The organism is Streptomyces sp. SYP-A7185, from assembly GCF_046103685.1.
Classification (GTDB): domain Bacteria; phylum Actinomycetota; class Actinomycetes; order Streptomycetales; family Streptomycetaceae; genus Streptomyces.
The window spans coordinates 792328-818747 of the sequence record NZ_CP122310.1 but is presented as its reverse complement, the minus strand read 5'-3'; the positions used below and the strand labels follow the sequence as shown (position 1 = coordinate 818747).

Annotated in this window: 25 protein-coding genes; 17 read left to right on the top strand and 8 right to left on the bottom strand. The window is 72.1% G+C overall.

What is annotated here, in order from left to right; all coding sequences use genetic code 11:
* Window positions 1-12: 12 nt before the first annotated feature.
* From QBL25_RS03490 to QBL25_RS03480, 3 genes are all read right to left on the bottom strand, one after another.
* A complete protein-coding gene (locus tag QBL25_RS03490) occupies window positions 13-1044 on the bottom strand; it encodes a phosphotransferase enzyme family protein (protein WP_409055472.1) in 1032 nt (343 codons plus the stop codon).
* A gap of 101 nt (window positions 1045-1145) precedes the next feature.
* Complete coding sequence (locus QBL25_RS03485) at window positions 1146-3338, bottom strand: FUSC family protein (RefSeq protein ID WP_409062535.1); 2193 nt, start codon at window positions 3336-3338, stop codon at window positions 1146-1148.
* A 196-nt stretch (window positions 3339-3534) separates the two neighbouring features.
* A complete protein-coding gene (locus tag QBL25_RS03480; protein WP_409055471.1) occupies window positions 3535-4107 on the bottom strand; it encodes a TetR/AcrR family transcriptional regulator in 573 nt (190 codons plus the stop codon).
* Window positions 4108-4427: 320 nt separating this feature from the next.
* Here QBL25_RS03480 and QBL25_RS03475 point away from each other — a divergent pair, with 320 nt between their 5' ends.
* The 7 genes from QBL25_RS03475 to QBL25_RS03445 are packed head-to-tail and all read left to right on the top strand — an operon-like array spanning window position 4428 to window position 10603.
* On the top strand, window positions 4428-4991 hold the full coding sequence (locus QBL25_RS03475) for a (2Fe-2S)-binding protein (protein WP_409055470.1): 564 nt from the start codon (window positions 4428-4430) through the stop codon (window positions 4989-4991).
* The gene (locus QBL25_RS03470) at window positions 4988-5980 is read left to right on the top strand and encodes an FAD binding domain-containing protein (RefSeq protein ID WP_409055469.1); all 993 of its coding nucleotides are present in this window, start codon (window positions 4988-4990) and stop codon (window positions 5978-5980) included. The genes QBL25_RS03475 and QBL25_RS03470 overlap by 4 nt, the downstream gene beginning before the upstream one ends.
* Window positions 5977-8115, top strand: a complete 2139-nt coding sequence (locus QBL25_RS03465; protein WP_409055468.1) for a xanthine dehydrogenase family protein molybdopterin-binding subunit — start codon at window positions 5977-5979, stop codon at window positions 8113-8115. Before QBL25_RS03470 ends, QBL25_RS03465 begins: the two co-directional genes overlap by 4 nt.
* Window positions 8108-9256: an XdhC family protein gene (locus QBL25_RS03460; RefSeq protein ID WP_409055467.1), complete on the top strand. Its 1149-nt coding sequence runs from the start codon at window positions 8108-8110 to the stop codon at window positions 9254-9256. Before QBL25_RS03465 ends, QBL25_RS03460 begins: the two co-directional genes overlap by 8 nt.
* A gap of 53 nt (window positions 9257-9309) precedes the next feature.
* A complete protein-coding gene (locus QBL25_RS03455) occupies window positions 9310-9657 on the top strand; it encodes a PadR family transcriptional regulator (protein ID WP_409055466.1) in 348 nt (115 codons plus the stop codon).
* The gene (locus QBL25_RS03450) at window positions 9654-10361 is read left to right on the top strand and encodes a hypothetical protein (RefSeq protein ID WP_409055465.1); all 708 of its coding nucleotides are present in this window, start codon (window positions 9654-9656) and stop codon (window positions 10359-10361) included. The genes QBL25_RS03455 and QBL25_RS03450 overlap by 4 nt, the downstream gene beginning before the upstream one ends.
* A 29-nt stretch (window positions 10362-10390) precedes the next feature.
* Window positions 10391-10603 carry a hypothetical protein gene (locus QBL25_RS03445; protein WP_409055464.1) on the top strand — a complete coding sequence of 71 codons (213 nt, stop codon included), beginning with the start codon at window positions 10391-10393 and terminating at the stop codon, window positions 10601-10603.
* 2 nt (window positions 10604-10605) lie between these two features.
* Here QBL25_RS03445 and QBL25_RS03440 read toward each other — a convergent pair whose 3' ends face one another.
* Together QBL25_RS03440 and QBL25_RS03435 are read right to left on the bottom strand one after the other, a co-directional pair.
* A complete protein-coding gene (locus QBL25_RS03440; RefSeq protein WP_409055463.1) occupies window positions 10606-11370 on the bottom strand; it encodes a YqjF family protein in 765 nt (254 codons plus the stop codon).
* Between the two features lie 92 nt (window positions 11371-11462).
* Window positions 11463-11867: a DUF5997 family protein gene (locus QBL25_RS03435; protein ID WP_409055462.1), complete on the bottom strand. Its 405-nt coding sequence runs from the start codon at window positions 11865-11867 to the stop codon at window positions 11463-11465.
* A gap of 58 nt (window positions 11868-11925) precedes the next feature.
* Between QBL25_RS03435 and QBL25_RS03430 the strand changes: the two genes are divergently transcribed.
* The gene (locus tag QBL25_RS03430) at window positions 11926-12753 is read left to right on the top strand and encodes a LysR family substrate-binding domain-containing protein (RefSeq protein ID WP_409055461.1); all 828 of its coding nucleotides are present in this window, start codon (window positions 11926-11928) and stop codon (window positions 12751-12753) included.
* A gap of 135 nt (window positions 12754-12888) precedes the next feature.
* On the opposite strand, the gene QBL25_RS03425 is transcribed toward QBL25_RS03430, so the two are convergent.
* A complete protein-coding gene (locus QBL25_RS03425) occupies window positions 12889-13905 on the bottom strand; it encodes a YdcF family protein (RefSeq protein WP_409055460.1) in 1017 nt (338 codons plus the stop codon).
* Window positions 13906-14019: 114 nt separating this feature from the next.
* Here QBL25_RS03425 and QBL25_RS03420 point away from each other — a divergent pair, with 114 nt between their 5' ends.
* From QBL25_RS03420 to QBL25_RS03390, 7 genes are all read left to right on the top strand, one after another.
* The gene (locus tag QBL25_RS03420) at window positions 14020-14250 is read left to right on the top strand and encodes a hypothetical protein (protein WP_409055459.1); all 231 of its coding nucleotides are present in this window, start codon (window positions 14020-14022) and stop codon (window positions 14248-14250) included.
* Window positions 14251-14372: 122 nt separating this feature from the next.
* Window positions 14373-14684, top strand: coding sequence for a hypothetical protein (locus QBL25_RS03415; protein ID WP_409055458.1), 312 nt, complete (start codon window positions 14373-14375; stop codon window positions 14682-14684).
* A gap of 628 nt (window positions 14685-15312) precedes the next feature.
* Window positions 15313-16401: a DUF1996 domain-containing protein gene (locus tag QBL25_RS03410; protein ID WP_409055457.1), complete on the top strand. Its 1089-nt coding sequence runs from the start codon at window positions 15313-15315 to the stop codon at window positions 16399-16401.
* Between the two features lie 119 nt (window positions 16402-16520).
* A complete protein-coding gene (locus tag QBL25_RS03405; protein WP_409055456.1) occupies window positions 16521-18275 on the top strand; it encodes a discoidin domain-containing protein in 1755 nt (584 codons plus the stop codon).
* Between the two features lie 45 nt (window positions 18276-18320).
* Entirely contained in the window at window positions 18321-20813 is a 2493-nt protein-coding gene (locus tag QBL25_RS03400; protein WP_409055455.1) for a glycoside hydrolase family 3 C-terminal domain-containing protein, read from the top strand.
* An 84-nt stretch (window positions 20814-20897) separates the two neighbouring features.
* Window positions 20898-21938, top strand: coding sequence for a LacI family DNA-binding transcriptional regulator (locus tag QBL25_RS03395; RefSeq protein ID WP_409055454.1), 1041 nt, complete (start codon window positions 20898-20900; stop codon window positions 21936-21938).
* A gap of 164 nt (window positions 21939-22102) precedes the next feature.
* Window positions 22103-22291, top strand: a complete 189-nt coding sequence (locus QBL25_RS03390; protein ID WP_409055453.1) for an antitoxin — start codon at window positions 22103-22105, stop codon at window positions 22289-22291.
* Between the two features lie 134 nt (window positions 22292-22425).
* Here QBL25_RS03390 and QBL25_RS03385 read toward each other — a convergent pair whose 3' ends face one another.
* Complete coding sequence (locus QBL25_RS03385; RefSeq protein ID WP_409055452.1) at window positions 22426-23100, bottom strand: TetR/AcrR family transcriptional regulator; 675 nt, start codon at window positions 23098-23100, stop codon at window positions 22426-22428.
* Window positions 23101-23282: 182 nt separating this feature from the next.
* Here QBL25_RS03385 and QBL25_RS03380 point away from each other — a divergent pair, with 182 nt between their 5' ends.
* Window positions 23283-24803, top strand: coding sequence for a glycoside hydrolase family 30 protein (locus QBL25_RS03380; RefSeq protein WP_409055451.1), 1521 nt, complete (start codon window positions 23283-23285; stop codon window positions 24801-24803).
* Between the two features lie 61 nt (window positions 24804-24864).
* Here the strand turns inward: QBL25_RS03380 and QBL25_RS03375 are convergent, their stop codons facing one another.
* Window positions 24865-25608, bottom strand: coding sequence for a metallophosphoesterase (locus QBL25_RS03375; RefSeq protein WP_409055450.1), 744 nt, complete (start codon window positions 25606-25608; stop codon window positions 24865-24867).
* A 168-nt stretch (window positions 25609-25776) separates the two neighbouring features.
* Here QBL25_RS03375 and QBL25_RS03370 point away from each other — a divergent pair, with 168 nt between their 5' ends.
* On the top strand, window positions 25777-26373 hold the full coding sequence (locus QBL25_RS03370) for a CGNR zinc finger domain-containing protein (protein ID WP_409055449.1): 597 nt from the start codon (window positions 25777-25779) through the stop codon (window positions 26371-26373).
* The last annotated feature ends 47 nt before the right edge of the window (window positions 26374-26420 follow it).

Here is a 26420-nt window from a genome sequence, read left to right as displayed (position 1 = left end):
ACGGCCGGCAGCTCAGCCCCGCAGGGCCGCATACGTCCGCCCGGCGATGTCGACGACATCGCCGGGCCGGAACTGACCGGCGAACTGACGCAGGCTCAGCTCGCGGGCGCGGTGGTCGTCGCTGTCGCCGTCGCGAGGCGTGCCGAACAGCAGCTGGTCGCAGTATTCGGCGATGTCCCGCACGATGCGTTCACAGCGGTAGTACGCGAGTGCCTGCGCGTCGATCTCCTGCGCGCCGTAACCGCGGTAGAAGGCGGCGGACTCGGCGGGCTCGTTCCAGACGCCGCCCACGCCGCCGCCGATGAACATCAGGTCGCGCTCCCGCGGGGCCAGCACGGGCTCGTCCCAGTCGACCACGACCAGTGATCCGTCGTCGGCGACCATGACGTTCCCGGCGTGCAGATCGCCGTGGCAGAGGACCGGCCGCACGTCCTTCCCGCGCAGTACCGCCGCCAGCTGCTCGGCGCGCTCGACGAGGGTGGACAGCTGCGGCCGCCGCGCCTTGAGGAGGGCGGCCAACTCCCGCGCCGGGGCGTCGGGCAGGCGCTGCGGCGGGGGATCGGTGGCCAGATGACCGCGCACCTTGTCGCGCCACTGAGGCCCGTACGCCTCCACCCTCACCGCCGCGCGCAACGCGGACGGCAGGTCGACGGAGTGCAGGGCGCGGACCGCGGCCCCCAGCTCCTCCCACTGGCCCTGCGTCAGCGCCGTGGCGAAGCCGCTGCGCCCGTCGACGAAGGGATAAAGGACGACGGCACCCCCGTCGAACTCCGTGACGAGCCGCCCGTCGCGGTCGGGCAGCGGCGCGAGCACGCGGCCCGCGTTCGCCGCGGCGAGGAAATCCTGGAGCCGGGCCCGGGTGTCGTCCGCGCCGTCGCGCCGGAGTTTGAGGAAGTACGCCCCGCCGTCCGCGACGAGGCGGAACGTATCCGCACCGGCGTCCGCGCCGAGGTTCAGCGCAGCGATGCCGACGCCGGTGAATCCGTAGCGGTCTTGGACGTGGCGGACGACGGCCTCGCGGTCGGCACCGTTATTTCCGATCATGGTGCATTCTGGCACCCGCGTCCGGAACCGCACCATCTCGCGCGATCACCCTCCGTACGGCCGCCCGGCGTTCGTGCGGGCCGTCGTCCCGGCAGGAGTCCTCAGACCCGCGTGCCCTTGCCCGAGCGTCCCGCGACCGGCACGTCCAGGGGGCGGGCCAGGCCCACCACTCCCTCGTCCAGGCGTTGCAGGTGGCGCAGGACGCGGTAGGTGACCGTGCCCGAGCGCGGGGCGCCGGAGCCGTCGGCCTCCAGCATCGAGGCGATGCTCGCGCCCGACTCGACCTCTCCCGTGGCCTTGTCGTCCGCCACGTGCGCCGCGATGACCTCGATGTTGTGGGCGATGCGCAGGCCGGCCCGCTCCAGGCGCGGGTCGGCCGCGACGTTCTTGCTGTAGGGCACGAGTTCGGCGGTGGCCGCCAGGGAGCGGGCGTGGTAGGCGCAGGTCTCCAGGAGCGCCACCAGGTAGCGGGCGGTCCTGCGGCGGCCGCGCAGGGGGGTGATGGGGTGGGTCAACGGCTGGATGGAGGCGCGCAGATCGTCCAGCGCGGTGTCCAGGTCCCGTGCCTTGTCCAGGAGATCGGCCGCCGGGCCGCCACTGAGCTGCTCCACCGACGCGGAGATGACGTCGGCGAGCCGGTCCAGGACCGTGTTCAGGAGGTCGTCGGTGCGGCGGTCGGTGTGCACCGGAAGCACCAGCACCGCCGCGATGATGCCGCAGGCGGCTCCGAGCGCCGTCTCCTCGATGCGCAGCCAGAGCACGGACAGGCTGTAGGTGTTCAGCAGGGTGTAGAGCAGGCCCAGCATCGCCGTGACGAAGAACGACATGAGGGCGTACGACAGGGGAGCGGTGAAGAACATCGCGAAGATGAAGAGCAGGACCAGCGCGAACGCGACCCAGGTGTGGTTGCCGACCAGACCGGCGAGGGCCACACCGGCGACCACGCCGAGCACCGTGCCGAGCAGCCGCCGGTAGCCCTTGACCAGGATCTCGCCCGTGGACGCGGTGTTGAGGAACACCACCCAGCAGGTGAGCACCGCCCAGTACCAGCGCTGGGTGGAGAGGAACTCGCCGCCGATGATGGCCAGCGTCGATCCCACCGAGACCTGGAAGGCGGCCCGCGTGGTGGGGCGCCGCAGCCCGGTGCGGTCGTCCTCCTCCGGTTCGGCGGCCTCCTCGGCTCCGGCGATCGCGATGTCCTCGGCGTCGAACTCCTCGCGGGAGCGGGTCGTCGCCGGGGAGTCGTCGGACTCGTCCTGGGGGCCGTCCAGCGCGATGCGCAGACCGAGCACCGCGCGGGCCGCCTCACCGATGCCGCGGAAGACGTCCTGGACGGCCGCCGAGGCCCGCGGCAGATTGTCCTCGTCGCGGTATCCCAGCAGCCGGTTGCGCACGTGGGCCAGGGCCGTGCCCCGGTCGTCGGCGACCGGGCGGCCGACCAGGAGGTGCAGCGCCTTCAGGTCGCGGCGCAGGGTGACGGTCGCGTCGTCCTCGGCCCGGATGCGCGTTCCGGTCGCCGGCACCGGCGCGTACGGCAGGTGCAGGGTGAGGGTGTCGGCGCGTTCGGCGCTGCGCGCGTTCAGGAGGAGCACGCCGAGGCGTTCGGCGGCGATCTCCGCGTCCGCCACGCGGCGTTGGACCAGGGTCGCCGTGGCCGCGTCGGGGGTGCCTTCCTCCAGGCGGCCCTGGATCATCAGGGCGGTCTCGTGCAGCCGGGAGGTGCCGCGCCGCAGCTCGGCGAGGACCTTCTCCAGCTGCTCCGGGGTGGCGTCGAGCAGTTCGATCTGCGTGGCCACCAGCTGCGCGAGCCGCGCCCTGAAGGCGACGCGCAGCCTGGCCAGGTCGCGTCCCGGAGTCTCCGGCACGACCGCGAACCGGACGACGGCGCTGCACGCGAAGGCGACGGCGAGCGCCAGATACAGGCTGGGCAGGGCGGAGGTGGTGGCGCCCACGAACAGGGAGACGAAGTAGACCTGAAAGCCGATCAGGCCGAGTGCGGTGCCCCGGTCGCCGAACCGGCGGCTGTAGACGGCGCCGAAGATCAGCGCGACGAAGAAGATGTCGCCCGCGACGACCTGGTCGTGCAGCAGCGCCCCCAGGGAGATCGCCGTGAGCGCGACGGGCAGACCGAGCGCGACGGTGATCGCCTGGCCGCGCACCTCCTTCTCCTTGATGGCGAAGGTGGAGACCATCGCGGTCATGGCGCCCGCGACCATGTGGGTCACGTCGGTGCCGAGCAGCGCGAGGACGACGAGGGTGAGCGCGATCGCGCCGACCGTGCGCAGTCCCGCCATGAGCCGCAGGAGTCCGGGGTCCGACGCCACGAAACGGTCCCATGTGCCGGTCCTGGTCCGCCGTCTCACTGCGCTCACACCCTCATCGCCGCTGTTCAGGCCGCGATTCTGTCACGGCGGGGTACAGCGGAGGCTTGAGGGTTCACTGCGTGATATGCGGACCGGGCAGCGCGAGCACCTTCGGGCGCGGCAGGCCTCAGCGCGGCGCTCCCGCGCGCAGTCCGTCCATCACCAGGTCCAGGAGCCGGCCGGAGCGGGTCTGCCAGTCGCCGTGCGGGTCGATCTGCCAGAGGCCCGCGATGGCGAGCAGGAAGTCGTCGGGGGTGACGCCGGGGCGGATGGTGCCCGCTTCCTCGTTCGCCTTCAGGAGCAGGGTGACCGCCGAGGTGACCGGCCCGTGGCCCACTCCGGCCAGGGTGCCCAGGGTGCTGGTGGCCTTGCGCATCGCGTCGGCCAGGCCCGCCTTGGCCATGGCGTACTGCGCGAGGCGGTCCATCCACTCCCGCAGGGCCTGGTCCGGTGCGCGCGTGTCGAGGAGCTGGCAGGCGGTGTCGGCGACCTGCTGGACCTCGTAGCGGTAGACCTCCAGGACGAGGGCCTCGCGGTTGGGGAAGTTGCGGTAGAACGTCCCCTGGCCGACGCCCGCCTTCTTGGCGATGAGGCTGAGCGGGGCGTCCGCCGAGCGGGTCAGTTCGGCCAGTGCCACTTCCAGGATGCGTTCGCGATTTCGTTGCGCGTCCGAGCGCAGCGCGTCCTTCTTCTGGTGCACTCGTCCTCCTCCCGAGAATCGCGGCCCACGCCACTCTTGCTAAGCGGACAGCTGTCCGTTAAGTTTTGAAGCTAACGGACAGTTGTCCGCTTAGGGTCACCATACCGGCCGACGCCGCCGGTGGGGAGGTCGGCCGACACGGCCGTGGACCGCTCGCCCCACCGCACGCGCCACGGTGCCCCGAGCCGACCCCCCTCGACGCACGGCGCCATCATCCCCCGAGCTCCACCCCCAGGAGCCCCCACACGACGGTCACGTCGGTACGTGACAAAAGCTGCCAGAAGCTGCCAGAAGCTGAGAGAAGTGAAAGAAGGCTGATCGTGGCCCCATCGACGTCCAGCGCCATCACGCTGAACATCAACGGCGAAAAGCACTCGCTGCCCGTCGACCACCGCACCACCCTGCTCGACGCCCTGCGCGAGCGCCTCGATCTGACCGGCACGAAGAAGGGCTGTGACCAAGGACAGTGCGGCGCCTGCACGGTGCTGATCGACGGCCGCCGCGCCGTCTCCTGTCTGCAACTCGCCGTCGCCTCCGAGGGACGGGAGATCACCACCATCGAAGGCGTGGCCGACGGAGAGCAACTGCACGCGGTGCAGCAGGCGTTCCTCGACCTCGACGGCTACCAGTGCGGCTACTGCACCCCCGGACAGATCTGTTCGGCCATCGCCGTCATCGAGGAACACGCGGCCGGCTGGCCCAGCGCCGCGACCACCGACGTACGGCCCGAGGCCGGCGTCCCCGAACTGAGCGCCGAGGAGATCCGGGAACGGATGAGCGGCAACCTGTGCCGCTGCGGCGCGTACGTGTCCATCGTCCAGGCGGTCGCGCGGGCGGCCGCCGCCGAGACCGAGACCGCCGAGACCGCGGAGGCCGTGGCATGAGGGAATTCGGCTACCGGCGCGCCGACGACGTGTCCGGCGCGGTCGCGCTGCTCGGCACCGACCCCGACGCGCGCGTCCTGGGCGGCGGCACCAATCTCGTCGACCTGATGAAGACCGGCGTGGAGCGGCCCGGACTGCTCGTCGACGTCCGTGAGTTGCCTCTCGACCGGATCGAGACCACCGACGACGGCGGACTGCGGATCGGCGCCACCGTCACCAACAGCGACCTCGCGGCCCACCCCGAAGTCCGCCGCCGCTACCCGGCGTTGGCCGAAGCGGTCCTGGCCGGCGCGTCGGGCCAGCTGCGCAACATGGCCACCGTCGGCGGCAACCTGCTCCAGCGCACCCGCTGCGGCTACTTCACCGACCTGTCCAAACCCTGCAACAAACGCTCTCCCGGCAGCGGCTGCCCCGCCATCGAGGGCGAGCACCACAACCACGCCATCCTGGGCGCCAGCGAGCACTGCGTGGCCGTGCACCCCTCCGACATGGGAGTGGCGCTCGCCGCCTTCGACGCCGTCATCGCCTACGAGACGGCGCAGGGCACCGGCGAACTGCCGCTCGCGGACTTCTACCTGTCCGTGGGCAGCACCCCGCACCTGGAGACCGCGCTGCCCTCCGGCGCACTCATCACCGGCATCACCCTGCCGCCCGCCCCGGTCGCCGCCCGCTCCCGCTACCGCAAGGTGCGCGAGCGCGCCTCGTACGCCTTCGCGATCGGCTCGATCGCCGCGGCGCTCGACGTCCGCGACGGTGTCGTGCGCGAGGTGCGCCTCGCCTTCGGCGCCGTGGCGTCCCGGCCCTGGCGCGCCCGGGAGGCCGAGCGGGTCCTGACCGGCGGCCCCGCGACCGCCGAGGCGTTCGCCGCCGCCGCGGACGCCGAACTGGCCGCCGCCAGGACGCTGCCCGACAACGGCTACAAGGTGACGCTGATGCGCAACCTCGTCGTCGCCCTGCTGACCGAGCTCACCGAGGAGGCCACCCGATGACCACGACGACCACGTCCGGAGCGGCGGCGAGCACCGCCGGCGTTTCGTACACCCGCGTGGAGGGTCTCGACAAGGTCACCGGCGCGGCCCGGTACGCGGGAGAGATCCCCTTCGCCGAACTCGCCCACGGCTGGCTCGTGCTGTCCACGATCGCGCGCGGCCGGATCCTCGCGGTCGAATCGGATCCCGTGCGCGCGATGCCCGGCGTCCTGGCCGTCCTGCACCACGGCAACGCGCCGCGCGTCGACGGGGACTACATGAGCGTCGTCGGCACCCCCGACCCGATCGTCGAGGTCTTCCAGCACGACCGCGTGCCGTTCGTCGGCTGGCCGGTGGCGATGGTGGTCGCCGAGACGTCCGAGCAGGCGCGGGAAGCCGCGGAGGCGCTGGTGGTGCGCTACGAGGAGGAGCCGCACGACGTCGCGTTCTCCGCCGAGCACCCCGGCATCTACACCCCGGAGGGCGACGGGACGCTGCGCGAGAAGGGTGACCTGGAGGCCGAACTGGCCGCCTCCACCCACGTCGTGGACGCGGAGTACACCACGCCCGAGGAGCACCACGGCTCCATGGAACCGCACGCGGCGATGGCGCGCTGGGACAACGGACGCCTCGAAGTCGTCGACTCCAACCAGAGCAGCATGTGGATCGCGGACGACCTGGCCAACCTGTTCTCGCTCGACCGGGCCTCGGTCCGGGTGCGGTCCGAGCACATCGGCGGCGCCTTCGGATCCAAGGGCGTACGCGTGCACCAGGTCCTCGCCGTGATGGCGGCGACACTGCTCGACCGCCCCGTCCGGGTCGTCCTCAGCCGCCGCCAGCTGTTCACGCTCACCGGCTACCGCAGCCCGACCTCCCAGCGCGTCCGGCTGGGCGCGGACGCCGACGGACGGCTGCGCGCCGTCGACCACCAGTCGCACAGCCTCACCTCCACGGTCCACGAGTTCGTCGAGGCGAGCGCCGGGTTCGGGCGTCCGATGTACGCCTCCGACGCTCACCGCAGCGTCAACCGCGTGGTGCGCCTGGACGTGCCGACACCGACCTTCATGCGCGCCCCCGGCGAGGCTCCCGGGTCGTTCGCCCTGGAGTCCGCGCTGGACGAGCTCGCCGAGCGGTGCGGCGTGGACCCCATCGCGCTGCGCGCCCGCAACGAACCGGACGTGGGCCCCGTCTCGGGACTGCCGTTCGCCAGCCGCAACCTCCTGTCCGCCTTCCGGGAAGGGGCCCGCCGGTTCGGCTGGGCCGAGCGCGACCCGCGTCCCGGCGTACGGCGCGAGGGGCGCTGGCTGCTGGGCACCGGCACGGCGTCGGCCACCTTCCCGGTGATCGTCTCTCCCTCCACGGCGGCCGTGACGGCGGAGGCCGACGGCACCTTCACGGTGCGGATCACCGCGTCGGACGTCGGTACGGGAGCACGCACCGCGCTCACCTTGATCGCCGCGGAGGCGCTCGAAGTTCCCCGGGACCGGGTCCGGGTGCGCATCGGCGACAGCGACTTCGGCAAGGCGGCGATCTCCGGCGGTTCGATGGGCACCCGCTCCTGGGGCTGGGCCGTCCGGACGGCGGTGGCCGACCTGCGCGAGCAGCTGGCCCTGGGCGGCGACATCCCGCCGCAGGGCATCACCGTGCGCTCGGACACCAGCGCGGCCGTCGGCGCCCTCGCGGAGAAGGAACGCCACTCCTACGGCGCGCAGTTCGCCGAGGTCGCCGTCGACGTCGCCACCGGCGAGGTGCGCGTGCGGCGCATGCTCGGCGTCTTCGCGGCGGGCCGGATCATCAACCCGCTGACCGCGCGCAGCCAGTTCGTCGGCGGGATGACCTGGGGCCTGTCCATGGCCCTGCACGAGGAGGCGCACCGGGACCAGGCCACGGGCGGCCATGTCGGCGCCGACTTCGCCGGGTACCACTTCGCCGCCAACGCCGACGTGCCCGTCATCGAGGCGGACTGGGTGGAGGACACCGACGCCGACGACCCGGTCGGCATCAAGGGCATCGGTGAGATCGGCATCGTGGGAGCCGCCGCGGCCATCGCCAACGCGGTCTGGCACGCGACCGGCGTACGCCACCGCCACCTGCCCATCCGCCCCGACCGCGTCCTGAACGCGGCGGCGGCCACGGGAGGAGCCACGGGTGCTTGACATCGCCGAAGAGCTGAACCGCTGGGCCGAGGAGGGCCGGGACTTCGCCGTCGCCACCGTCGTGACGGTCGGCGGCAGCGCACCGCGCCCGCCCGGCGCCGCCCTCGCCGTCGACAGCAGGGGCACGGTCATCGGTTCGGTCTCCGGCGGCTGCGTGGAGGGCGCGGTGTACGAGCTGTGCGTCCAGGCCCTCCAGGACGGCGCGACCGTCCGCGAAAGGTTCGGCTACAGCGACGAGGACGCCTTCGCGGTCGGCCTGACCTGCGGCGGCGTGATCGAGGTCCTGGTCACGCCGCTGGGGGCGGACGCGCCCGGCCGGCAGGTCTTCGCGGCGGCGCTCGCGGCCGCCGCCCGCGGCGAGGCGGCGGCGATCGCCCGCGTGGCCCACGGCCCCGCCGAACTCCTCGGCAGGGTCGTGCTCGTCCACCCCGACGGCTCGTACGAAGGGAGCATCGAGGGCCATCGGGAGCTCGACCGGACGGTGGTGGGGGAGACGCGGGCCATGCTGGACGCGGGCCGCACCGGCGAGTTCGACGTCTCGGAGAGCGGGTCGCGCTGCGGCGCACCCCTGACCGTGTTCGTCGAGTCGTCCGTGCCCCCGCCCCGCATGATCGTCTTCGGGGCGATCGACTTCGTGGCGGCCCTGGTGCGTGCGGGCAAGTTCCTCGGCTACCACGTGACCGTGTGCGACGCCCGTCCGGTGTTCGCCACCCGGGCCCGTTTCCCCGAGGCCGACGACATCGTGATCGACTGGCCGCACCGCTACCTCCGGGACACCGCGACCGACGGCCGAACGGTCTTGTGCGTGCTCACCCATGACGCCAAGTTCGACATCCCGTTGCTCGAAGTGGCCCTGCGGCTGCCGGTCGCGTTCGTCGGCGCGATGGGCTCACGCCGCACCCACCAGGACCGCAACCAGCGCCTGCGCGACGTCGGCGTCACCGAAGCGGAACTGGCCCGCTTGCACTCCCCGATAGGGCTCGACCTGGGGGCCCGCACCCCGGAGGAGACCGCCCTGTCGATAGCGGCCGAGATCGTCGCGGCCCGGCGGGGCGGGACGGGCGCTCCGCTGACCGGCTCGGGGCGGCCGATCCACCACGAGACACCCCCACGAGGTCCGTACGAACTGATTTCGCATTAGGGCAGAACGGCTGTCTTGGTCCAACTCTACTTAGCCCTAAGTAGAGTTGGACCATGCCCCATGAGCCCTCCGCCCCGCGTATGACGCTGCCGACCCAGCTGGTGCTCCGGGCCTTCCTGGAGAAGCCCGCGGAAGAGCTGTACGGCCTGGAGGTGTGCGCCAGAGCCCAGCTCGCCAGCGGCACGATCCACCCCATCCTGGCCCGTCTGGAGTCCATCGGCTGGCTGGTCTCGCGCTGGGAGGAAGCCGACCCGCACGAGCAGGGCCGCCCCCGGCGCCGCTACTACCGGCTGAGCCCCGACGGCACCGTCTCCGCCAGAGAAGCACTCGCCCGCACCACGGCCCGCAGAAACACGCTCGGCGTCCTGCGCCCCGGCCTGGCCGGAGGCGCCGGCGCATGAGCCAGGCCCCCGCCGCCGGCGCCCCGGCCCTCGCCGCTGAGCTCCACCACGGCCACGCCCGTGCCCTGTCCCGGCACCTCGGCCGCAAGCTCGCCCGCACCGACCTCCGTGCCAGGCGGCTCGCGCACACGCTCGCCCTCCAGCGGGCCGGCACCGCCAGCAGTGACGTCGACCTCGCGTTCGAGCTGGCCGATGCCGTGACCGGCCTCCACCTCCGCGCCCGCCGCCTCCCCTCCATGATCGGCGCGCCCCCTTCCCCCGGCGCGGAAGCCCGTACCGACCACCTGGCCCAGGGGTTGGAGGTCGCGGTCGAGTCCGCGTACGAGCTGGTGCGACAGCTCGAGCGTGAACACCCTCGCGGCAGTGCCCAGGCCAAGCGCATCGGCTATGCCTGCGCCCAGGCCTCCGCCCTGCTGTCCGAGTTCACGACGGCCCTGCACGGTCCCGCGACGGCCCCGGCCGCCCTCTCCAGGCAGCGCCGCGTCAGCCTGACCGCGCGATGGCTCATCTGCTCCGCGGCCCATGTCCTGCCGGCCTCGGAACAGGCGCGCTACGCCGAGGAATGGCGCGGCGAACTGTGGGACCTCGCCGCCGAGCCGCGCCGCCGCCACCTCGCCCATGCCGTGCGCGTCACCCTGCGTGCCTGGACCACGCGGCGGGCGATCCTGCGGTCGCGGCGCGACGACGACGGCGGGGCGTGGTGACGGGGATGCGGGCGACGGGTGTGGCAGCGGTGGCGTCTCCCTTCGCGACGGCGCTGCCCACGGGGACCATGCCCTGGCCCGCGGAGCTCGCGCTGGCCCTGTCCGGGCCCCTGGTCTACGGACTGCACCAGTTCTGGATGTACCGGCTCAGCCGCCGGGCCCTGGAATGCGCGCCCCGCAACGACGTCGTCCACGTGCTCGCCTACGGCACCGGCCAGTCCCCGAACCGCCGCGCGCCCTGACCTCAGGGCGTGGGGATACCGCCGGGACGGGCGGGCCGCCCGAAACGCACCGGAACACCCGGCGAATACAGCACGCTCACCGGATCCCCGGCCGGCCGCGGCAGCCCCGCGGCCGCGACGAGGTCCTCGTCGCACTCGACCAGATCGGCCCGGTGCAGCGGCCAGCGCGGATGGGCGTTCGGCAGGAACATCTGCCGCCCGAAGAACGTGTTGTGCATGCCCCACCGGGCCGTCAGGAAGTGCTCGAAATCCGTGGGCTCCCCGACCCGCTCGCCCACCCGCACGGCGATCCGGCTGTGCGCGCCCCGCGGCCCCGGCCAGCGCCGGGCACTGGTGTACGTGACGATGTCACCGGTGTGCCGGATGCTCATCCGCGCCCACTGGTACGGCAGCCGGAAGGCACCCCGCGCCACCGCCACCGGGATCAGGCGCGAGGCGTCCAGGGAGCGGAAGACGACACCGCGGCGGCCATCGGCGTCCACCGAGTAGAGGCGGACGTTGGTCTCGGGGAACGTCCCCAGATAGGGGATGCCCGGCAGCCGGAACCAGCCGACCCGGTGCATGCGGAAGGCGACCAGCCCCACATAGGTCACCCCGTCGTGGAGGTCGGGAACCGTGCCGGCCGGAAGGAGCGGCGCCACGTCCGCGGGATCCACGGCCCAGTGCACGAAGGCGAGGTCCAGCCACGACTGCGTGAGCAGCGGATTCTCGGCGGAGGCGGGCGGATCGGCGGTGATCGGTTCCGGGACGGCGGGGGAGAGGGCCACATAGACAGCATCGCAGAGGCCCCGGTGGCATGAGAGAGCCCCCGGCCGACCGACCGTGTCGGCGTCCGGGGGCCCGGCAGGAGCCCGGGAGCTCAGGAGCGGGACTGGCGGTTCTGCTCGGCGCGCTCCGCGTTCTTCTCCTTGATGCGTACCGCTTCCTTGCGGACCTCGGCCTGGGTGGCGCGCTCCTTCTGGAGCCACTCCGGGTTGTCCGCCTTCAGCGCGTCGATCTGCTCCGTGGTGAGGGCTTCGGTGACCCCGCCACGCGCGAGACCGGCGATGGACACGCCGAGCTTCGACGCGACGACCGGGCGGGGATGCGGGCCGTTGCGCCGCAGCTCCTTGAGCCACTCGGGCGGCTCGGTCTGCAGGGCGTTGAGCTCGGTGCGCGAGACGACACCCTCCTGGAACTCGGCGGGGGTGGCCTCGAGGTACACACCCAGCTTCTTCGCCGCGGTCGCCGGCTTCATGGTCTGGGTGGTCTGGTGCGACGTCATGGTCCCCAGGGTATCGAGCATGTGAGCTACCGCCGACCACGACCGGTAACCTGGCGGGGTGACGGACTCGCAGGTGACCCCTTCTTTCAGGCTCGCGTACGTCCCGGGGGTGACACCCACCAAGTGGGTGCGGATCTGGAACGAGCGGCTGCCCGACGTGCCGCTGACCCTCGTGGCGGTGACCCCCGGCGAGTCCTTCGCGCTTCTGCGCGAGGGCGGCGCCGACGCCGGTTTCGTCCGGCTTCCGGTCGACGGTACGGACCTCAGTGCGATCCCCCTCTACACCGAGACCACGGTCGTGGTGATCCCCAAGGACCACGTGATCGCGGCGGTCGACGAGGTGACGGCCGAGGACCTGGCCGACGAGGTCCTGCTGCACCCCCTCGACGACACGCTCCCGTGGGAGACCCTGCCCGGGCGGCCCGCGAACGAGCGCCCGGCCACGACGGCCGACGCCATCGAACTGGTGGCCGCGGGCATCGGCGTCCTCGCCGTGCCCCAGTCCCTGGCCCGCCTGCACCACCGCAAGGACCTGACCTACCGGCCGCTCACGGAGGCCCCCGAGTCACGGGTGGCGCTGTCCTGGCCGGAGGACGCGACGACGGACCTGGTGGAGGACTTCATCGGGATCGTGCGCGGCCGCACCGTCAACAGCTCCCGTGGCCGTTCCCAGACCTCCGCGGGTGGGCCGGGGGCGGATCAGACGAAGCGCAAGAGCCCCGACAAGGGCGCCGCCAAGCGCAAGCCGACGGCCGGAAAGGCCGGCAAGCAGACGGCGGGCAAGCCCGCCGGAAAGTCGGGCAAGAGCGCACGCGGTGGTTCCGGCGGCGGACCCAAGAACGCAAAGAACGCCAAGAGCCCCAAGCGGGGCAAGCCCCGTCGCTAGGCCGTAGCCTCCCTGCCACCTGCCACCTGCCACCTGCCACCTGCCACCTGCCACCTGCCACCTGCCCTCGCCCAGAGCATCACCGGCGGCGACGGCCCTCGTCGACCAGTGGGGACGGTCCGCGTCGGCGCGCTCTCACCAAGCGTGCGTCTTCGCCCACCAGGCGAGCACCCCGCCGAGGACGAGCAGCAGGCAGATCGCCGCGTTCGTGCGCCGGTAGGCGACGAGGATCGCCGCGAACTCACGGATCGTCGCGGTGGGCCAGAAGTACGCGGCGGTCGGCGAGCCCACCACCTGGCCGTTGATCCCCGTCCGCCGAGCGGTGAGGGCGGCCCGGAAGGCGTGGTAGTTGTTCGTGACGATGACGCACCGGTAGTCGGGCTTGGCCTTCTCCATGATCGCCTTGCTGAAGCGCAGGTTCTCGTCGGTCGTCGTCGAGCGGTCCTCCCGCTCGATCAGACGGGCGGGGAAGCCGTGGGCGATCAGATCGTCGGCCATCGCGTGGGACTCCGGCAGGTCCTCGTCCGGCCCCTGGCCCCCCGAGGTGATGAGCACCGGCGCCTCACCCCGCTCGGCGAGGCGCGCGTGCACCGAGTGCGCCCGCCGCAGGCGGCTGGCCAGCAGCGGCGGCACGGTGGACCCGCCGATCAGCCCCGAGCCGAGCACGACCACGAAGTCCGCCTTGCGGTGCACCCGCAGCCGCCCGTAGAGGAAGGCGTAGCATACGAAGCAGAGGAACAGGAACGCGAGATAGGCGGCCAGTCCGCCGGCCGCGGTGCCCACCCCGATCCACACCGGCGTGCGGACGATCACCGCCGTGACCACCAGCGTCACGACCGCGAGGATGGCCAACGCGGCCAGCAGGGACAGCAGGTTGGTCGGGCTCCTGCCTTCCTTGCGCACCATCTGCAAGCCGTTGGAGAACAGGAAGCACGTCAGTACGAGGATGCTCAGCGCCCCCAGGACCACCAGCGCCCATCCGACGGCCTGCCCCGAGGCCGAGCCGGACCTGACCAGTTGGAACAGCCAGGCCGCCAGAGCACAGAGCCCGGCGAGGCCCAGGATCACGGCATTGGAGAACTTCCGGCGCTCGCGCACCACGAGCACACAGAAGACGAGGAAGAGGAGTGCCGCCGGGGCGTAGACCAACATCCGCACAGCGTAAGGGCCGTCAAACCCGGTCTTGGACCGGCCCCCGAGACGTCCGCTGTAGTGATCTGTGGAAAAAGACCGTGCCCTTATGGGCGACCGGCAGTTGACCCCGGTATGAAGAAGCGAAGCGTACTGGCCGTTGCCTCCCTCGCCGCCGGGGCTGTCATCGCCGCGATCAGCCCGCCCCAGGGCGCGGACACCGCTGACACCCGGGAGCCCGCCCACGCCGCGGGCGCACTGGACGTGCTCGACGAGGCCGGTGAGTGGACCGAGGAAGCCCCGCGGACACCCGGTGCCGGGGTCGGCGTGGTCGCCCCCGACGTCTCCAGCACCCAGCACCTCTGAGCAGAACCGAGCCGAGCCGACGGACGCGGGGCAGGAGGCCGGCCACACGCCTCCTGGTCCGCCGTCCCCATCCCGCCCGGAACGAGCACGTGGCGCGCTCGTCCACTCCCGAAGGACTCCCCATGTCCCGTACCCGACGACCGATCCGCAGGAGTGCGGCGCGACTCGCGGCCGTGCTGGCGCTGAGCCTGCTGGCGCTGCCGGTGCTCGGCGGCACCGCCACGGCCGGCGGCACCTGCTTCGCCACCCACGCCGACGCCCCGATCTACGCCGGTGACAACCCCTGGACCGAGATCGTCGGCTACCTCGACCCGGGCGCCCCGGTGAACGGCACCCGCCAGGGCGCGGACGCCCTGTGGCGCGTCTCGCGCACCGACAACGGCCAGCAGCTGGGCTACATGCGGCCCACCGACCTGCGCTGCGACGGCGGCTGACGACGCCTCACGAGCGCTCCTTGGCGGTCCCGGCGCATCGGGCTCGCCACCGCCCGGCTCCCCGTTGAAGACCGTGCGCCCAACCGAACATCGTGGCCCGCACGCCAGTCGTGCCAACATCGTCCGCCTCTCGACAGCCGCTTCGGCGGCTTCGGCAAGAGGCGGATTTCTCATGACCAGCCGCCCTGCGACGACGCCCCCGTGACACGCGATCACCCGCGATCGTCCCTGCGGGAGAGCGCTCTCCCGCAGTACCGCATCCTCCCCGCGGACGGTCGAGACGTCAACGCTCGTGACCGCCCCTTCACGTCGCCGCCACATGGCGCCACATGGCAGGAGCAGTGGTCGGTGTCGGCGCGAACCTGCACGCAATGCTCCCTGAGCAGCGCGGAGTTGCGGCCTGACGGCTGCCGCGACCGGGGGAGGGGTGGTCCCCCGCGCCAGGTGTGCGGCGGCGGCCCGCGGGTGGCGGAACTCATTCCATCCTTCTCTCTTGACACGCTCGCGTCATGATGGAAACACTCCGGGAGAGCGCTCTCCCGCAGTGTTCCCATGGAGGTGCGCTCCGCGACAGACGGCTCCCGGCAGGCCGGTCCCCCCATCCCTCTCCACGTGGCAGGAGGTCTCCATGGCACGGAGATCGAGAACGATCTCAGGAGCGCTGATCGCGGGCGCCCTGATCCTCAGCTCGCTCGGCATCGGCGGCATCGCGGTGAGCGCCGACCACGCGTCCGAGTCCCGGACGTCGAAGGCCGCGGCCTCACACGCGGGACACACCATGGCCGCATCCACCCGCGCGGCGGCGGAGGACGCCGACGGGGACGGGTACATCCCCGCGAAGCGGCCCGTCACCGGCGCGCAAGCGGCGGCCGAGCAGCCGCCGCACCGCTACTTCCACGAGTTTCAGGCGCACTGTTCGGTGACGCACACCGCCCCCGACGACCCCGTCGTCTACCCCGGGCAGCCCGGCAAGTCGCACGACCACACGTTCATGGGCAACACCACGACGAACGCCCACAGCACCACGGCGTCCCTGGACGCGGGCTCCACCAAGTGCCTGGCGCCCGGTGACAGGTCGGCGTACTGGATGCCCACGCTCTACAACGGCGACAAGGAGGTCCGGCCCGTAGGGGATCAGACGATCTACTACAAGGCAGGGGTCACCGACTACACGAGCGTGCGGCCCTTCCCCAAGGGGCTCCGGTTCGTCGTCGGCAGTCCGATGCAAAGTGCGCAGGAGTTCCGCGACCACCCCGGCTTCGTCGAGGGATGGGAGTGCGGGACCAGCTACTTCAACGTCGATTTCCCCAAGAACTGCCCCACCAGCCAGGACACGCAGCTCAACATCCGTTTCCAGGCGCCGAGTTGCTGGGACGGGAAGTCGCTGGATTCCCCCGACCACCAGAGCCACATGTCGTACCCGGTGGTCAAGAACGGCACCAACGACAACGAGTGCCCGACGAGTCACCCCGTCGCCCTGCCGATGATCGAGTTCAAGATGGCGTTCCCCGTGAACGGGGACATGTCGAAGGTCCGCCTGGCGAGCGGGACCGGCCACTCCTTCCACTACGACTTCTTCAACGCGTGGGACGACGCGACGCTGAAGGCGCTGGTGGATCACTGCATCGTCGGCGGTCTGCAGTGCGACCCGCGCGGCTATGACCAGACCCACCCCGAAGCGGGCGCGGCGCTGGACGAGAACTACGAACTGCCGTGACACCCGGCCTGCGAAGGGCGGGGCTCCCCTCCGCCCTTCGCGGGCACCCCCCGCGCGCCCACTCCGCCCCGCGCCCACCCCATCCCCCCTTGTCAATCCCCCTCGCCCAGGAGACCCCCATGCGCAGACCTGGTACCGCTCCATCCCTACGCGCCATCGTGGCCCCCGCGACCGCGGGCCTGCTCGTGACCGCGGCCCTGACGCTCCCCGCCCAGCCGGCACACGCGGCCGGCAGCGTCGTGAAGGTGACCGGCTCACAAGGCAACTGGCAGCTGTCCGTCGACGGTTCGCCCTACCAGGTCAAGGGCCTGACCTGGGGCCCGTCCGTCGCCGACGCCGACAAGTACCTGCCCGATCTGCGGTCCATGGGCGTCAACACCATCCGGACCTGGGGCACCGACGCCTCCAGCAAACCGCTCTTCGACTCGGCGGCCGCCCACGGCATCAAAGTCGTCGCGGGCTTCTGGCTCCAGCCCGGCGGAGGCCCGGGAAGCGGCGGCTGCGTCAACTACCTGACGGACACCGCGTACAAGAACCAGATGCTCCAGGAGTTCCCCAAGTGGGTGGACACCTACAAGGACAACCCCGGTGTCCTGATGTGGAACGTCGGCAACGAGTCGGTGCTCGGGCTCCAGAACTGCTACGCCGGTGACGAGCTGGAGAAGCAGCGCAACGCGTACACCACCTTCGTCAACGACGTCGCCAAGAGGATCCACGCCGTGGACCCCAACCACCCCGTCACGTCCACCGACGCCTGGACCGGCGCCTGGCCGTACTACAAGAAGAACGCCCCCGACCTCGACCTGTACGCGGTCAACTCCTACGACGCCGCCTGCGACATCAAGGCCGACTGGGAGAAGGGCGGGTACACCAAGCCCTACATCGTCACCGAGTCCGGGCCCGCCGGTGAGTGGGAGGTGCCCGACGACGCCAACGGCGTCCCCACCGAGCCCACCGACCAGGCCAAGGCCGCCGGATACACCAAGGCCTGGGACTGCGTCACCGGTCATCGGGGCGTCGCGCTCGGCGCCACAATGTTCCACTACGGCACCGAGTACGACTTCGGCGGGGTGTGGTTCAACCTGCTGCCCGCGGGCCAGAAGAGGCTTTCGTACTACGCGGTGAAGAAGGCCTACAAGGGCAGCACCGCCGGGGACAACACCCCGCCGGTCATCTCCGGCCTCGAGGTCGACGGCGACGCGGGCAAGGTCCCCGCGGGCGGCCCGCTCACGCTCACCACCAAGGTCAGCGACCCCGACGGCGACGCGCTCTCCTACGAGGTGCTCGCCAACAGCATGTACATCGACAAGAACAAGGACCTCACCCCGCTGACGGCGACGGACCTCGGATCGGGCCGCCTGAAGGTCACCGCCCCCGACAAGCCGGGCGTCTGGAAGATCTACGTGAAGGTCTCCGACGGCAAGGGCAACGTCGGCATCGAGACCCGGTCCGTGCGCGTGGTGGTACCGCCCGTCGACGGGACGAACATCGCCCAGGGCAAGCCGGCGACGGCCTCCTCCTTCCAGCCCGGCAGCGGCGACTGCCCGTGCACGGCCGCCAACGCGGTCGACGGCAAGCAGAGCACACGGTGGGCCAGCGACTGGAGCGACCCGCAGTGGCTCCAGGTCGATTTGGGCTCCACCACCTCCTTCAAGCACGTCCAGCTCACCTGGGAGACCTCGTACGCGAAGACGTACACGATCCAGACCTCGGACGACGGGCAGAACTGGCGGACCGTCCACGAGGTGCGTGGCGGCAATGGCGGCGTCGACGACTTCGACGTGAACGGGTCCGGCCGCTATGTGCGGGTCAACGGTACGGAGCGGGGCACCGGATACGGCTACTCGCTCTACGAATTCGGCGTCTACAAGTGACCTGACGCCGACGCGCGCCTCCTGTCGGGGGCAGGAGGAGCACGAATGACGCGGGACGAATTGCTGAAGCTGGTGGGCACGCTCGATCTGGAGCGCAAGGTGGGGCTGCTGACCGGAGCCACCGTGTGGCGCACCCGTGCCGAACCGGCGGTAGGGCTGCGGGAGATGGTCTTCTCCGACGGTCCCGCCGGGGTGCGGGGGGAGGAGTGGGACGAGCGCCGCCCGTCGCTGCTCCTGCCCTCCGCCTCCGCGCTGGGCTCCCTGTGGGACGAGCGGCTGGCCGGTGAGCTCGGCGAACTGCTGGCACTGGAGGCTCTGCGCAAGGGGGTGCACGCGGTCCTGGCGCCCACCTTGAACCTGCACCGCACCCCGCTGGGCGGGCGCCACTTCGAGTGCCTGGCCGAGGACCCGGAACTGGCGGCGCGCACCGGGGCCGCCCTCATCCGGGGCATCCAGGCGCACGGGGTGGCCGCGACCGCCAAGCACTACGTCGCGAACGACGCGGAGACCGAGCGGCTCACCGTGGACGTACGGGTGGACGAGCGGACCCTGCGCGAGGTGTATCTGGTGCCCTTCGAAGCCGCCGTCCGGGCGGGCGTCTGGCTGGTCATGAGCGCCTACAACGGCGTCAACGGCACGACGATGACCGCCGGTGAACTGCTGGCCGAACCACTGAAAGGAGCTTGGGGATTCGACGGGGCCGTCGTCTCCGACTGGGGCGCGGTGCGGCTGACGGAGGAGAGCGCGGCGGCCGCCCAGGACCTCGCCATGCCCGGGCCCGACGGCCCGTGGGGCGCGGCCCTGGTGGCGGCGGTCCGCGAGGGCCGCATCGCCCGGACGGCGATCGACGACAAGGTGGTGCGCCTGCTCACCCTGGCCGACCGCGTCGGAGCGCTCGGCGCGCGGCGAAGGATCCCGCCGCGCGCCTGGCCGAGCGGCACGGCCCGCCGGCTGCTGCGCCGGGCCGTGGCGGCCGGCACCGTACTGCTGCGCAACGAGGACGTCCTGCCGCTGGAGGCCGCCGCGCTGCGCGAGGTGGCGGTCATCGGACGGCACGCGGCCACTCCCCGGCTCCAGGGGGAAGGCAGCGCCGGTGTGTTCCCGGCGGACGTCGTCACCCCGCTGGAGGGGATCCGGGCCCGGCTGCGGGGGCGGGCCCGCGTCGTATACGCACCAGGACCCGACCTGGGGGGTCGACCGAGGCCGCTGGACCCCGCGCGGTCCGCCAACCCCCGCACCGGGGAGCCCGGTGTACTGCTGCGGGTGCTGGCGGCGGACGGGCGCGAGCTCTGTGCCCAACACCGTCTATCTGGACGGCAGTTGGAGCCTCCGCTGGCGCCGGAAGCCCACACCGTCGAGATCAGCGCCCTGGTACGCACGGACAGCGAGGGAAAGTGGACGTTCGGGATCGGCGGCTACGGCCGGATGAGCCTCGCGGTGGACGGACAGCCCCTGGTGGAGGGGGAGGTCACGCGTGACACCGAGGACCCGGCGGTCATCCACCTCGACCCGCCGCGCCAGCACGCCGCGGTGTGGCTGCCCGCGGGCCATCGCGCCCACGTCGTGGCCCGCCGGGAACTCGCGCCGGACACCGGGCGGGCCGTCCTCGTGACGGCCGCGGCCCCCGAACCGGACCCCGACCAAGCGCTGTCCGAGGCGGTCCGGGCCGCGCGGGACGCGGACGTGGCCGTGGTCGTCGTCGGCACCACCGAGGGCAGCGAATCCGAGGGCCACGACCGCACCTCGCTCACCCTTCCCGGCCGGCAGGACGAACTGGTCGCGGCGGTCGCCGCCGTGAATCCGCGCACCGTGGTGGTCGTGAACGCGGGCGGGCCGGTCGAGCTGCCCTGGCGGGAGCAGGCCGGGGCGGTACTGCTCTCCTGGTTTCCCGGACAGGAAGCGGGGTCGGGTCTGGCCGACGTCCTCTTCGGGCGGGCCGAGCCGGGCGGCCGCCTGCCCACCACGTGGGGAGCCGAACTGGCCGACGCGCCGGTCACAGAGACCCGGCCGAAGGACGGCGTGCTCGTCTACGCCGAAGGGCTGCACATCGGCTACCGCGCCTGGCTGCGGGCGGGCCGCGAGCCCGCGTACTGGTTCGGCCACGGCCTGGGCTACACGACCTGGAACTATGACCGCCTGCGGGTCACGAGCTGCCGCGACGCACACGAAGACGTACACGAGGGCCCACACGGCGCACACGGCGAGGGGCACGTAGAGGAGGCGGCCCTGGCCGTGGAGGTGCGGTTGCGCAACACCGGCACGCGCCCCGGGCGTGAGGTGGTGCAGGTCTATCTCGCCCGGCCCGGCTCCGCGGTGGAGCGCCCGGTGCGCTGGCTCGCGGGCTTCACGGCGGTCAGGGCGGAGCCGGGGGCGACGGTGACGGCGACGGTGCGGGTCCCGGCCAGGATGCTGCGCCACTGGGACACGGACGAGGGCAGGTGGCGCATCGAAGCCGGCGAGTGGCGGGTCCACGTGGGCCGCAGCGCGGGAGATCTGCCCCTGACGGCGACGCTACGCAGGTCAGACAACCATCCGTAGGAGGCGGACGGGCAGGGGAGGGGTGCGCCTGACGGTCGGGAGAGCGCTCTATGACGCCCGGTGGCGGGGCGTTAGGGTTCCCGGATGGACAGACAGATGCCGACGCTGGAGGACGTGGCGCGCGAGGCGGGGGTGTCGCGCGCCACCGTCTCCCGGGTGGTCAACGGCGTGCGCAATGTCGCCCCCGCCATCCAGGACGTGGTGCGGGCGGCCATCGAGCGGACGGGGTACGCCCCCAACCGGGCGGCGCGCTCCCTGGTGACCCAGCGCGCGGGCACCATCGCCCTGGTCGTCTCGGGCGCGGGCGACCGCACGGACACGGCACAGAACGCGTTCGCCGCGCGGGTGTTCGCCGACCCCTTCTTCGGGCGGGCCGTCAGCGGAGTGGTGGGATTCCTGCGCCCGCGGGCCATGCACCCGGTGCTGATGTTCGCGGAGACGGAGGACTCCCGCCAGCAGGTCCTGACGTTCCTGCGCCAGGGCAACGCGGACGGCGCCCTGGTGGTCTCGACCCATGCCAAGGACCCGCTGCCCGAGCTGCTCGCCGAAGCCGCTCTGCCCGCGGTGTTCTTCGCGCGCCCGGCTCTGCGCGCCCGCGTCACCTACGTCGACTTCGCGCACCGGGACGGGGCGCGGCTGGCCGCCGAGCATCTGCTGGGCCGCGGCTGCCGGCGCGTGGCGAGCATCTCGGGCCCGCTGGACATCCCGGCGGGCCGCGAACGGCTCGCCGGGTTCCAGGAGGGCATGGAGCGGGGCGGGCAGCCCTACATCCCCGTGGCCGAGGGGGGCTTCACCCTGGAGAGCGGGGCGCGGGCGATGCGCCGGTTGCTTGCCGAGCACCCGGACATCGACGGGGTGTTCGCGGCCAACGACCTGATGGCGCAAGGGGTGTGCCAGGTCCTGAGGGAGCAGGGCAAGCGGGCACCGCAGGACGTCGCGGTGGTCGGGTTCGACGACTCCAGCGTGGCGGTCACCTGTGCGCCGCCGCTGACGACGGTGCGCCAGCCGGTGGAGGAGATGGGCGCGGAGATGGCGCGGCTGTTGCAGGAGCAGATCGAGGGGGTGCGGTCCGATCCCACCTCGGTGATCTTCGAGCCGGAGCTGGTGGTGCGCGAGTCGGCGTGAGGCCCGGTGACGGGCTGACGCGGGCGCCACCGGGGTCCCGTACCAGGAATTTCCCGGGACGCCCGCGCGGCTGCCCGGTGGAGGAGGGGCTTCGGCCAGCGGATGCGGATCGTGGCCCGTGATGTGAGCCTGGTGGTGGGGGCGACACAGAGAGGCGGTTGCCCATGTCAGTCATGGACAAGCTGAAGCAGATGCTCAAGGGGCACGAGGACAAGGCCGGGCAGGGAATCGACAAGGCGGGTGACTTCGTCGACGGGAAGACCCAGGGCAAGTACTCCAGCCAGGTCGACACCGCCCAGGACAAGCTCAAGGACCAGTTCGGCCGGGACCAGGACAAGCCTCCGCAGTCGTAGGCCGCCCGCGGTTGTCAGTGCCCGCCGATAGGCTGGACGCTTCCATCCGCGCTGTGGCTGCAGCGCTGCCGCCCCGCCCCCGTGATGCAGGGGCGGGGCACTCGGCGTTCTGGGGTCCGCGGAGTGCTGCCGGGTCAGGAACCCTGGGCGCGGATGTGGGCGAGCAGGGCGTCGAGGGCCTGCTCCGTGGCGGCCGCCATGTCCACCGCCGCCGGGTCGAGGAGCCACTGGACCTGGAGGCCGTCCATGACGGCGATGATCACGTTGGCGGTGTTCTCGACGTCCAGATCCGCCCGCGCCTCGTCCAGTTCGCACGCCTCGGTGAGGGCCTCGGTGACGAAGGTGCGCAGGCCCGCGTAGCGCCGGCGGAAATAGGGCTGGGCCGGGTGGTCGTCGGTGACGCTCTCGGCGCACAGGACCGTGTAGAGCCGGACGATGCCCTCGCGTTCGGTGTTGTGGCGGACGGTGTCCACGAGGTGGCGCAGGAAGGCGAGTCCGCGGGGCCGCTCCGGGCCCAGTGGTGCGATCTCCGCGCTGTCGCGCAGGTCGAGGACCTCGGTGAGGAGGTTCTCCTTGGTGCGGAAGTAGTGCAGGACGCCTGCCTGGGTCAGCCCCGCGCGCTCGGCTATCTCGGCCAGCGACGCTTTGCCGTACCCACGGGCCGCGAATGTCTCCATGGCGATCTGGAGGATCTCGTCGTGGCGGTCCCGGGCGGCCTGGCTGCGGCCGCGGCGGGTGGGCTCTGCCTGGCGTCGGCGGTCTGCTGAAGTCTTCGCGCCCGCGGTCTTCGCCGCCTTTTGCGTGCTCACCGTCCGGAGTCTAGGCGGGAGTTGATCGCCCGGAAAGAACCGCGCTCCCACCACTTACTGAGTACTTAGTAAGTGTGCTTCCATGTTGCCCGTTCGCGCCGCCTCCGGGCCCTCCACGGCCCTGCGGCACAGGTCGGCCGGCCCCACACGTACGCGTCCAGCGCAGACCAAGGAGCTCGCACATGAGGACACGCACCAGAACAAGGCCCGCGACAGGCACCGCGACAGGCACGGCGCCAGGCGGCCGGTTCGGCCCGAAGGCCGCCGGGGTGGCGGCGGCCCTGACGCTCGTCGGCGCGGCCGTCGCCTACGGTCCGCTCGACGAGGCGCAGGCCCGCCCGGCCCCGGCCACGGCCGAGGCCACGTCCCGGCACACGGCGGCCGATCCGGCGGCGCAGGTATGGATCACCACGCGGGACGGGAGCAGGCGGCTCGCGCACGCGGGCGAGGCGCCCTTCACCGGCCGCCCCCAGGGCACCGACATCCGCATCGACCCCGGCGCCGTCGGGCAGCGCTTCACCGGCGCGGGCGCCTCGGTGACGGAAAGCTCCGCCCACCTCATCCGGCGGCTGCCCGCGGACCAGCGCAAGGCGCTCTTGACCTCGCTGTTCTCACGCGAGGGCGACGGCATCGGCCTGAACTACCTCCGCCAGCCCCTGGGCAGCAGCGACTTCAACACGGACGCGAACTTCACCACGTACGAGGACACCAAGGGCGCCTTCACCATCGACCGGGACAAGAAGGAGACCCTCCCCGTCGTCAGGGAGGCGCTCGCCGTCAACCCCCGGATCCGCTTCATGGGCTCGCCGTGGTCGGCGCCCGCCTGGATGAAGAACGGCGGCTCGCTCAAGGGCGGCAGCCTCAACTCCGCCCGCTACCAGGACTACGCGGACTACCTGGTCAAAGCCATCAAGGCCTACCAGGCCGAGGGGGTGAAGCTCACCGACCTCACCGTGCAGAACGAGCCGGAGTTCGCCAACTCCACCTACCCGTCCATGTCGATGACCTCCGGAGAGCAGGCCGCCTTCCTCAAGGTCCTCGACAAGACCCTGACGGCCGCCGGTCTGAACACCAACGTCCTGGCCTACGACCACAACTGGGACCACCCGAACTATCCGCTCGACGTGTTCGGCCGCACCACGGGGATGAAGCGCCTCATCGGCGCCGCCTTCCACTGCTACGGCGGCAGCCCCGAGGCCCAGCAGCAGGTGCGCGACGCGGGCAAGCGCGTGTTCTTCACCGAGTGCTCCGGCACCGACTCCTCCGACGCCTCCGCGACGTTCGGCGACACCTTGAAGTGGCACGCGGAGAACCTCGTCGTACGGAACATGCGCAGCGGCGGCGAGACCGTCGTCAGCTGGAACCTCGCCCTCGACGAGAACGGCGGCCCGCACCAGGGGCTGTGCGCCACCCGCTGCAACGGCGTCGTGGAGACCAGGAGCAACGGCACGGTGAGCAGGAACGCCGAGTTCTACATGCTGGGCCATCTGACCAAGTTCGTGGACGAGGGGGCCACCCGGATCGGTTCGACCGGGGACTCGACCATCCAGAACGTGGCGTTTCAGAATCCGAACGGCTCGCGCGTCGTGTACGCCGTCAACACCGGCTCCGCGGCGAAGGTCTTCTCGGTGACGGACGCGGGCCGCACCTTCACCTACACGCTGCCCGCCGGGGCGGTGGCCACCTTCACCTGGCGTCCCTGACCGGGAGAGGGGGGAGGCCACCCCTGGTGGTCTCCCCCCGTCCGGCGCGCGCGGGCCGGGATCAGGGCAGGACGCGGTAGTGCGTGGTCAGACGGTGGTCGTCGTCGAGGACGTGGAAGGCGAGACCGGGGGGCTGCTCGCGGTCCGCGGGCCGGTCGCCCTCCCACGGCAGACGCAGGGTCCATGTGATGGCCGGGCCGACGATCAGCGGGCGTGCGGCGAAGGTGCTCGCGGCCGCGGTGTGGGCGTGGCCGGTCAGGACGGCGGCCACGTGCGGGTGTGCTTCGAGCAGCGCGGCGAGGTGTTCGGGGTGCCGCAGGCGGTGGGCGTCGGGCAGCGGGTGGTGCAGTTCGACCGGCGGCTGGTGGAAGGCGATGAGTGCGGGGGTGCCCTCGGGCAGCGCGGCGAGCGTCGAGTCCATCCAGGCGAGCGTCTGCGGGTCGAGGAGACCTTCGTCCCGGCCGGGGAGCGTGGAGTCGCACATTAGGACGGCGGTTCCGGCGATGTGGTGGACCTCGTTGACGGGCCCTTCGTCGGGTGCCACGGCGAGCAGCGCCTTGCGGTAGGCGGGGCGGACGTCGTGATTGCCGGGGCAGGCCAGGACCGGGAAGGGGGCGTCCAGGATGCGGGCCGCCTCCTCGTACTCGGCCTCGTCGCCGTGGTCGGCGATGTCGCCGGTGACCAGGAGGGCGTCGACCGGCCGGGGAAGAGCCCGCAGGTAGTCCATGACGTGCGTGGCACGGCGGGTCGCCCGGTCGCTGCCGTCCAGGTGCAGATCGCTGATGTGGGCGAACAACGCTGTCATCGCTCTGTCTCCATCCATGCCGCCATCGGTGTCTAACGGTAATTCTCAGTTATCCGTTAGGGAGAGTAGGGTGTGCCGGGCACGGCGATCAAGTGGTGCACGGCGGAGCCCGGAAACGGGCGCAGGCAGGCGGAGCCCGGGAACGGGCCGAGGCAGAAGGAGGGGCCCGTGGAGCGCTGGCTGGCACTGGAGTTGGCGAGCACGATCCGCCACGACGGGGACGGCGGCGTCGCCGACGATCTGGCCACGGTCGACGGGGTCAGCCGCTGGCTCGACGACCAGCAGGGCCTGCTGCCCGCCCCCTTCCGGACCGTGGACCTCACCGCGGACGAGGACCTCAGGCTGGCACTGACCGAACTGCGCCGGGCGGTACGGGCGCTGTTCGCGCGCGCGGTCAGCCCCGCGCCGCCCAGCCCGGCGGACGCCGGCCGTCTGATGCCCGCCGGCCAGGCACTGGCCCACCTGAACGCGGTCGCCGCCCGCGAACCGGTCCGCCCCCAGCTGGACTGGCCGCAGGAAGGAGAGCCCGCCGCACGGCTCCTGACGGAACCGGGCGATCCGCGCACCGCGCTCACGGCCGCCCTGGCCCGCGCCGCCATCGACTTCCTCGGCGGCCCGCGGCGCGAACAGCTGCGCGCCTGTACGGCACCTCGGTGCGTGCGCTACTTCGTCAAGAGCCACGGCCGGCAGGAATGGTGCAAGGCCTCGTGCGGGAACCGGGCCCGCGCGGCCCGCCACTACAAGCGCCATCACGCGGCCGACTGAGAGACCGACTGAGAGGCCGACTGAGCGCGCCCGCGGGCCTCGGCGAG

Excerpts from the sequence above, each read along its gene's own strand:
- QBL25_RS03410 (WP_409055457.1), top strand. The coding sequence starts at position 15,313 with ATGGCACGGAGATCGAGAACGATCTCAGGAGCGCTGATCGCGGGCGCC.
- QBL25_RS03455 (WP_409055466.1), top strand. The coding sequence starts at position 9,310 with ATGCCCCATGAGCCCTCCGCCCCGCGTATGACGCTGCCGACCCAGCTG.
- QBL25_RS03415 (WP_409055458.1), top strand. The coding sequence starts at position 14,373 with ATGTCCCGTACCCGACGACCGATCCGCAGGAGTGCGGCGCGACTCGCG.
- QBL25_RS03390 (WP_409055453.1), top strand. The coding sequence starts at position 22,103 with ATGTCAGTCATGGACAAGCTGAAGCAGATGCTCAAGGGGCACGAGGAC.
- QBL25_RS03470 (WP_409055469.1), top strand. The coding sequence starts at position 4,988 with ATGAGGGAATTCGGCTACCGGCGCGCCGACGACGTGTCCGGCGCGGTC.
- QBL25_RS03425 (WP_409055460.1), bottom strand. The coding sequence starts at position 13,905 with ATGTTGGTCTACGCCCCGGCGGCACTCCTCTTCCTCGTCTTCTGTGTG.
- QBL25_RS03405 (WP_409055456.1), top strand. The coding sequence starts at position 16,521 with ATGCGCAGACCTGGTACCGCTCCATCCCTACGCGCCATCGTGGCCCCC.
- QBL25_RS03465 (WP_409055468.1), top strand. The coding sequence starts at position 5,977 with ATGACCACGACGACCACGTCCGGAGCGGCGGCGAGCACCGCCGGCGTT.
- QBL25_RS03400 (WP_409055455.1), top strand. The coding sequence starts at position 18,321 with ATGACGCGGGACGAATTGCTGAAGCTGGTGGGCACGCTCGATCTGGAG.
- QBL25_RS03395 (WP_409055454.1), top strand. The coding sequence starts at position 20,898 with ATGGACAGACAGATGCCGACGCTGGAGGACGTGGCGCGCGAGGCGGGG.
- QBL25_RS03485 (WP_409062535.1), bottom strand. The coding sequence starts at position 3,338 with ATGGCGGGACTGCGCACGGTCGGCGCGATCGCGCTCACCCTCGTCGTC.
- QBL25_RS03380 (WP_409055451.1), top strand. The coding sequence starts at position 23,283 with ATGAGGACACGCACCAGAACAAGGCCCGCGACAGGCACCGCGACAGGC.
- QBL25_RS03435 (WP_409055462.1), bottom strand. The coding sequence starts at position 11,867 with ATGACGTCGCACCAGACCACCCAGACCATGAAGCCGGCGACCGCGGCG.
- QBL25_RS03420 (WP_409055459.1), top strand. The coding sequence starts at position 14,020 with ATGAAGAAGCGAAGCGTACTGGCCGTTGCCTCCCTCGCCGCCGGGGCT.
- QBL25_RS03490 (WP_409055472.1), bottom strand. The coding sequence starts at position 1,044 with ATGATCGGAAATAACGGTGCCGACCGCGAGGCCGTCGTCCGCCACGTC.
- QBL25_RS03450 (WP_409055465.1), top strand. The coding sequence starts at position 9,654 with ATGAGCCAGGCCCCCGCCGCCGGCGCCCCGGCCCTCGCCGCTGAGCTC.
- QBL25_RS03375 (WP_409055450.1), bottom strand. The coding sequence starts at position 25,608 with ATGACAGCGTTGTTCGCCCACATCAGCGATCTGCACCTGGACGGCAGC.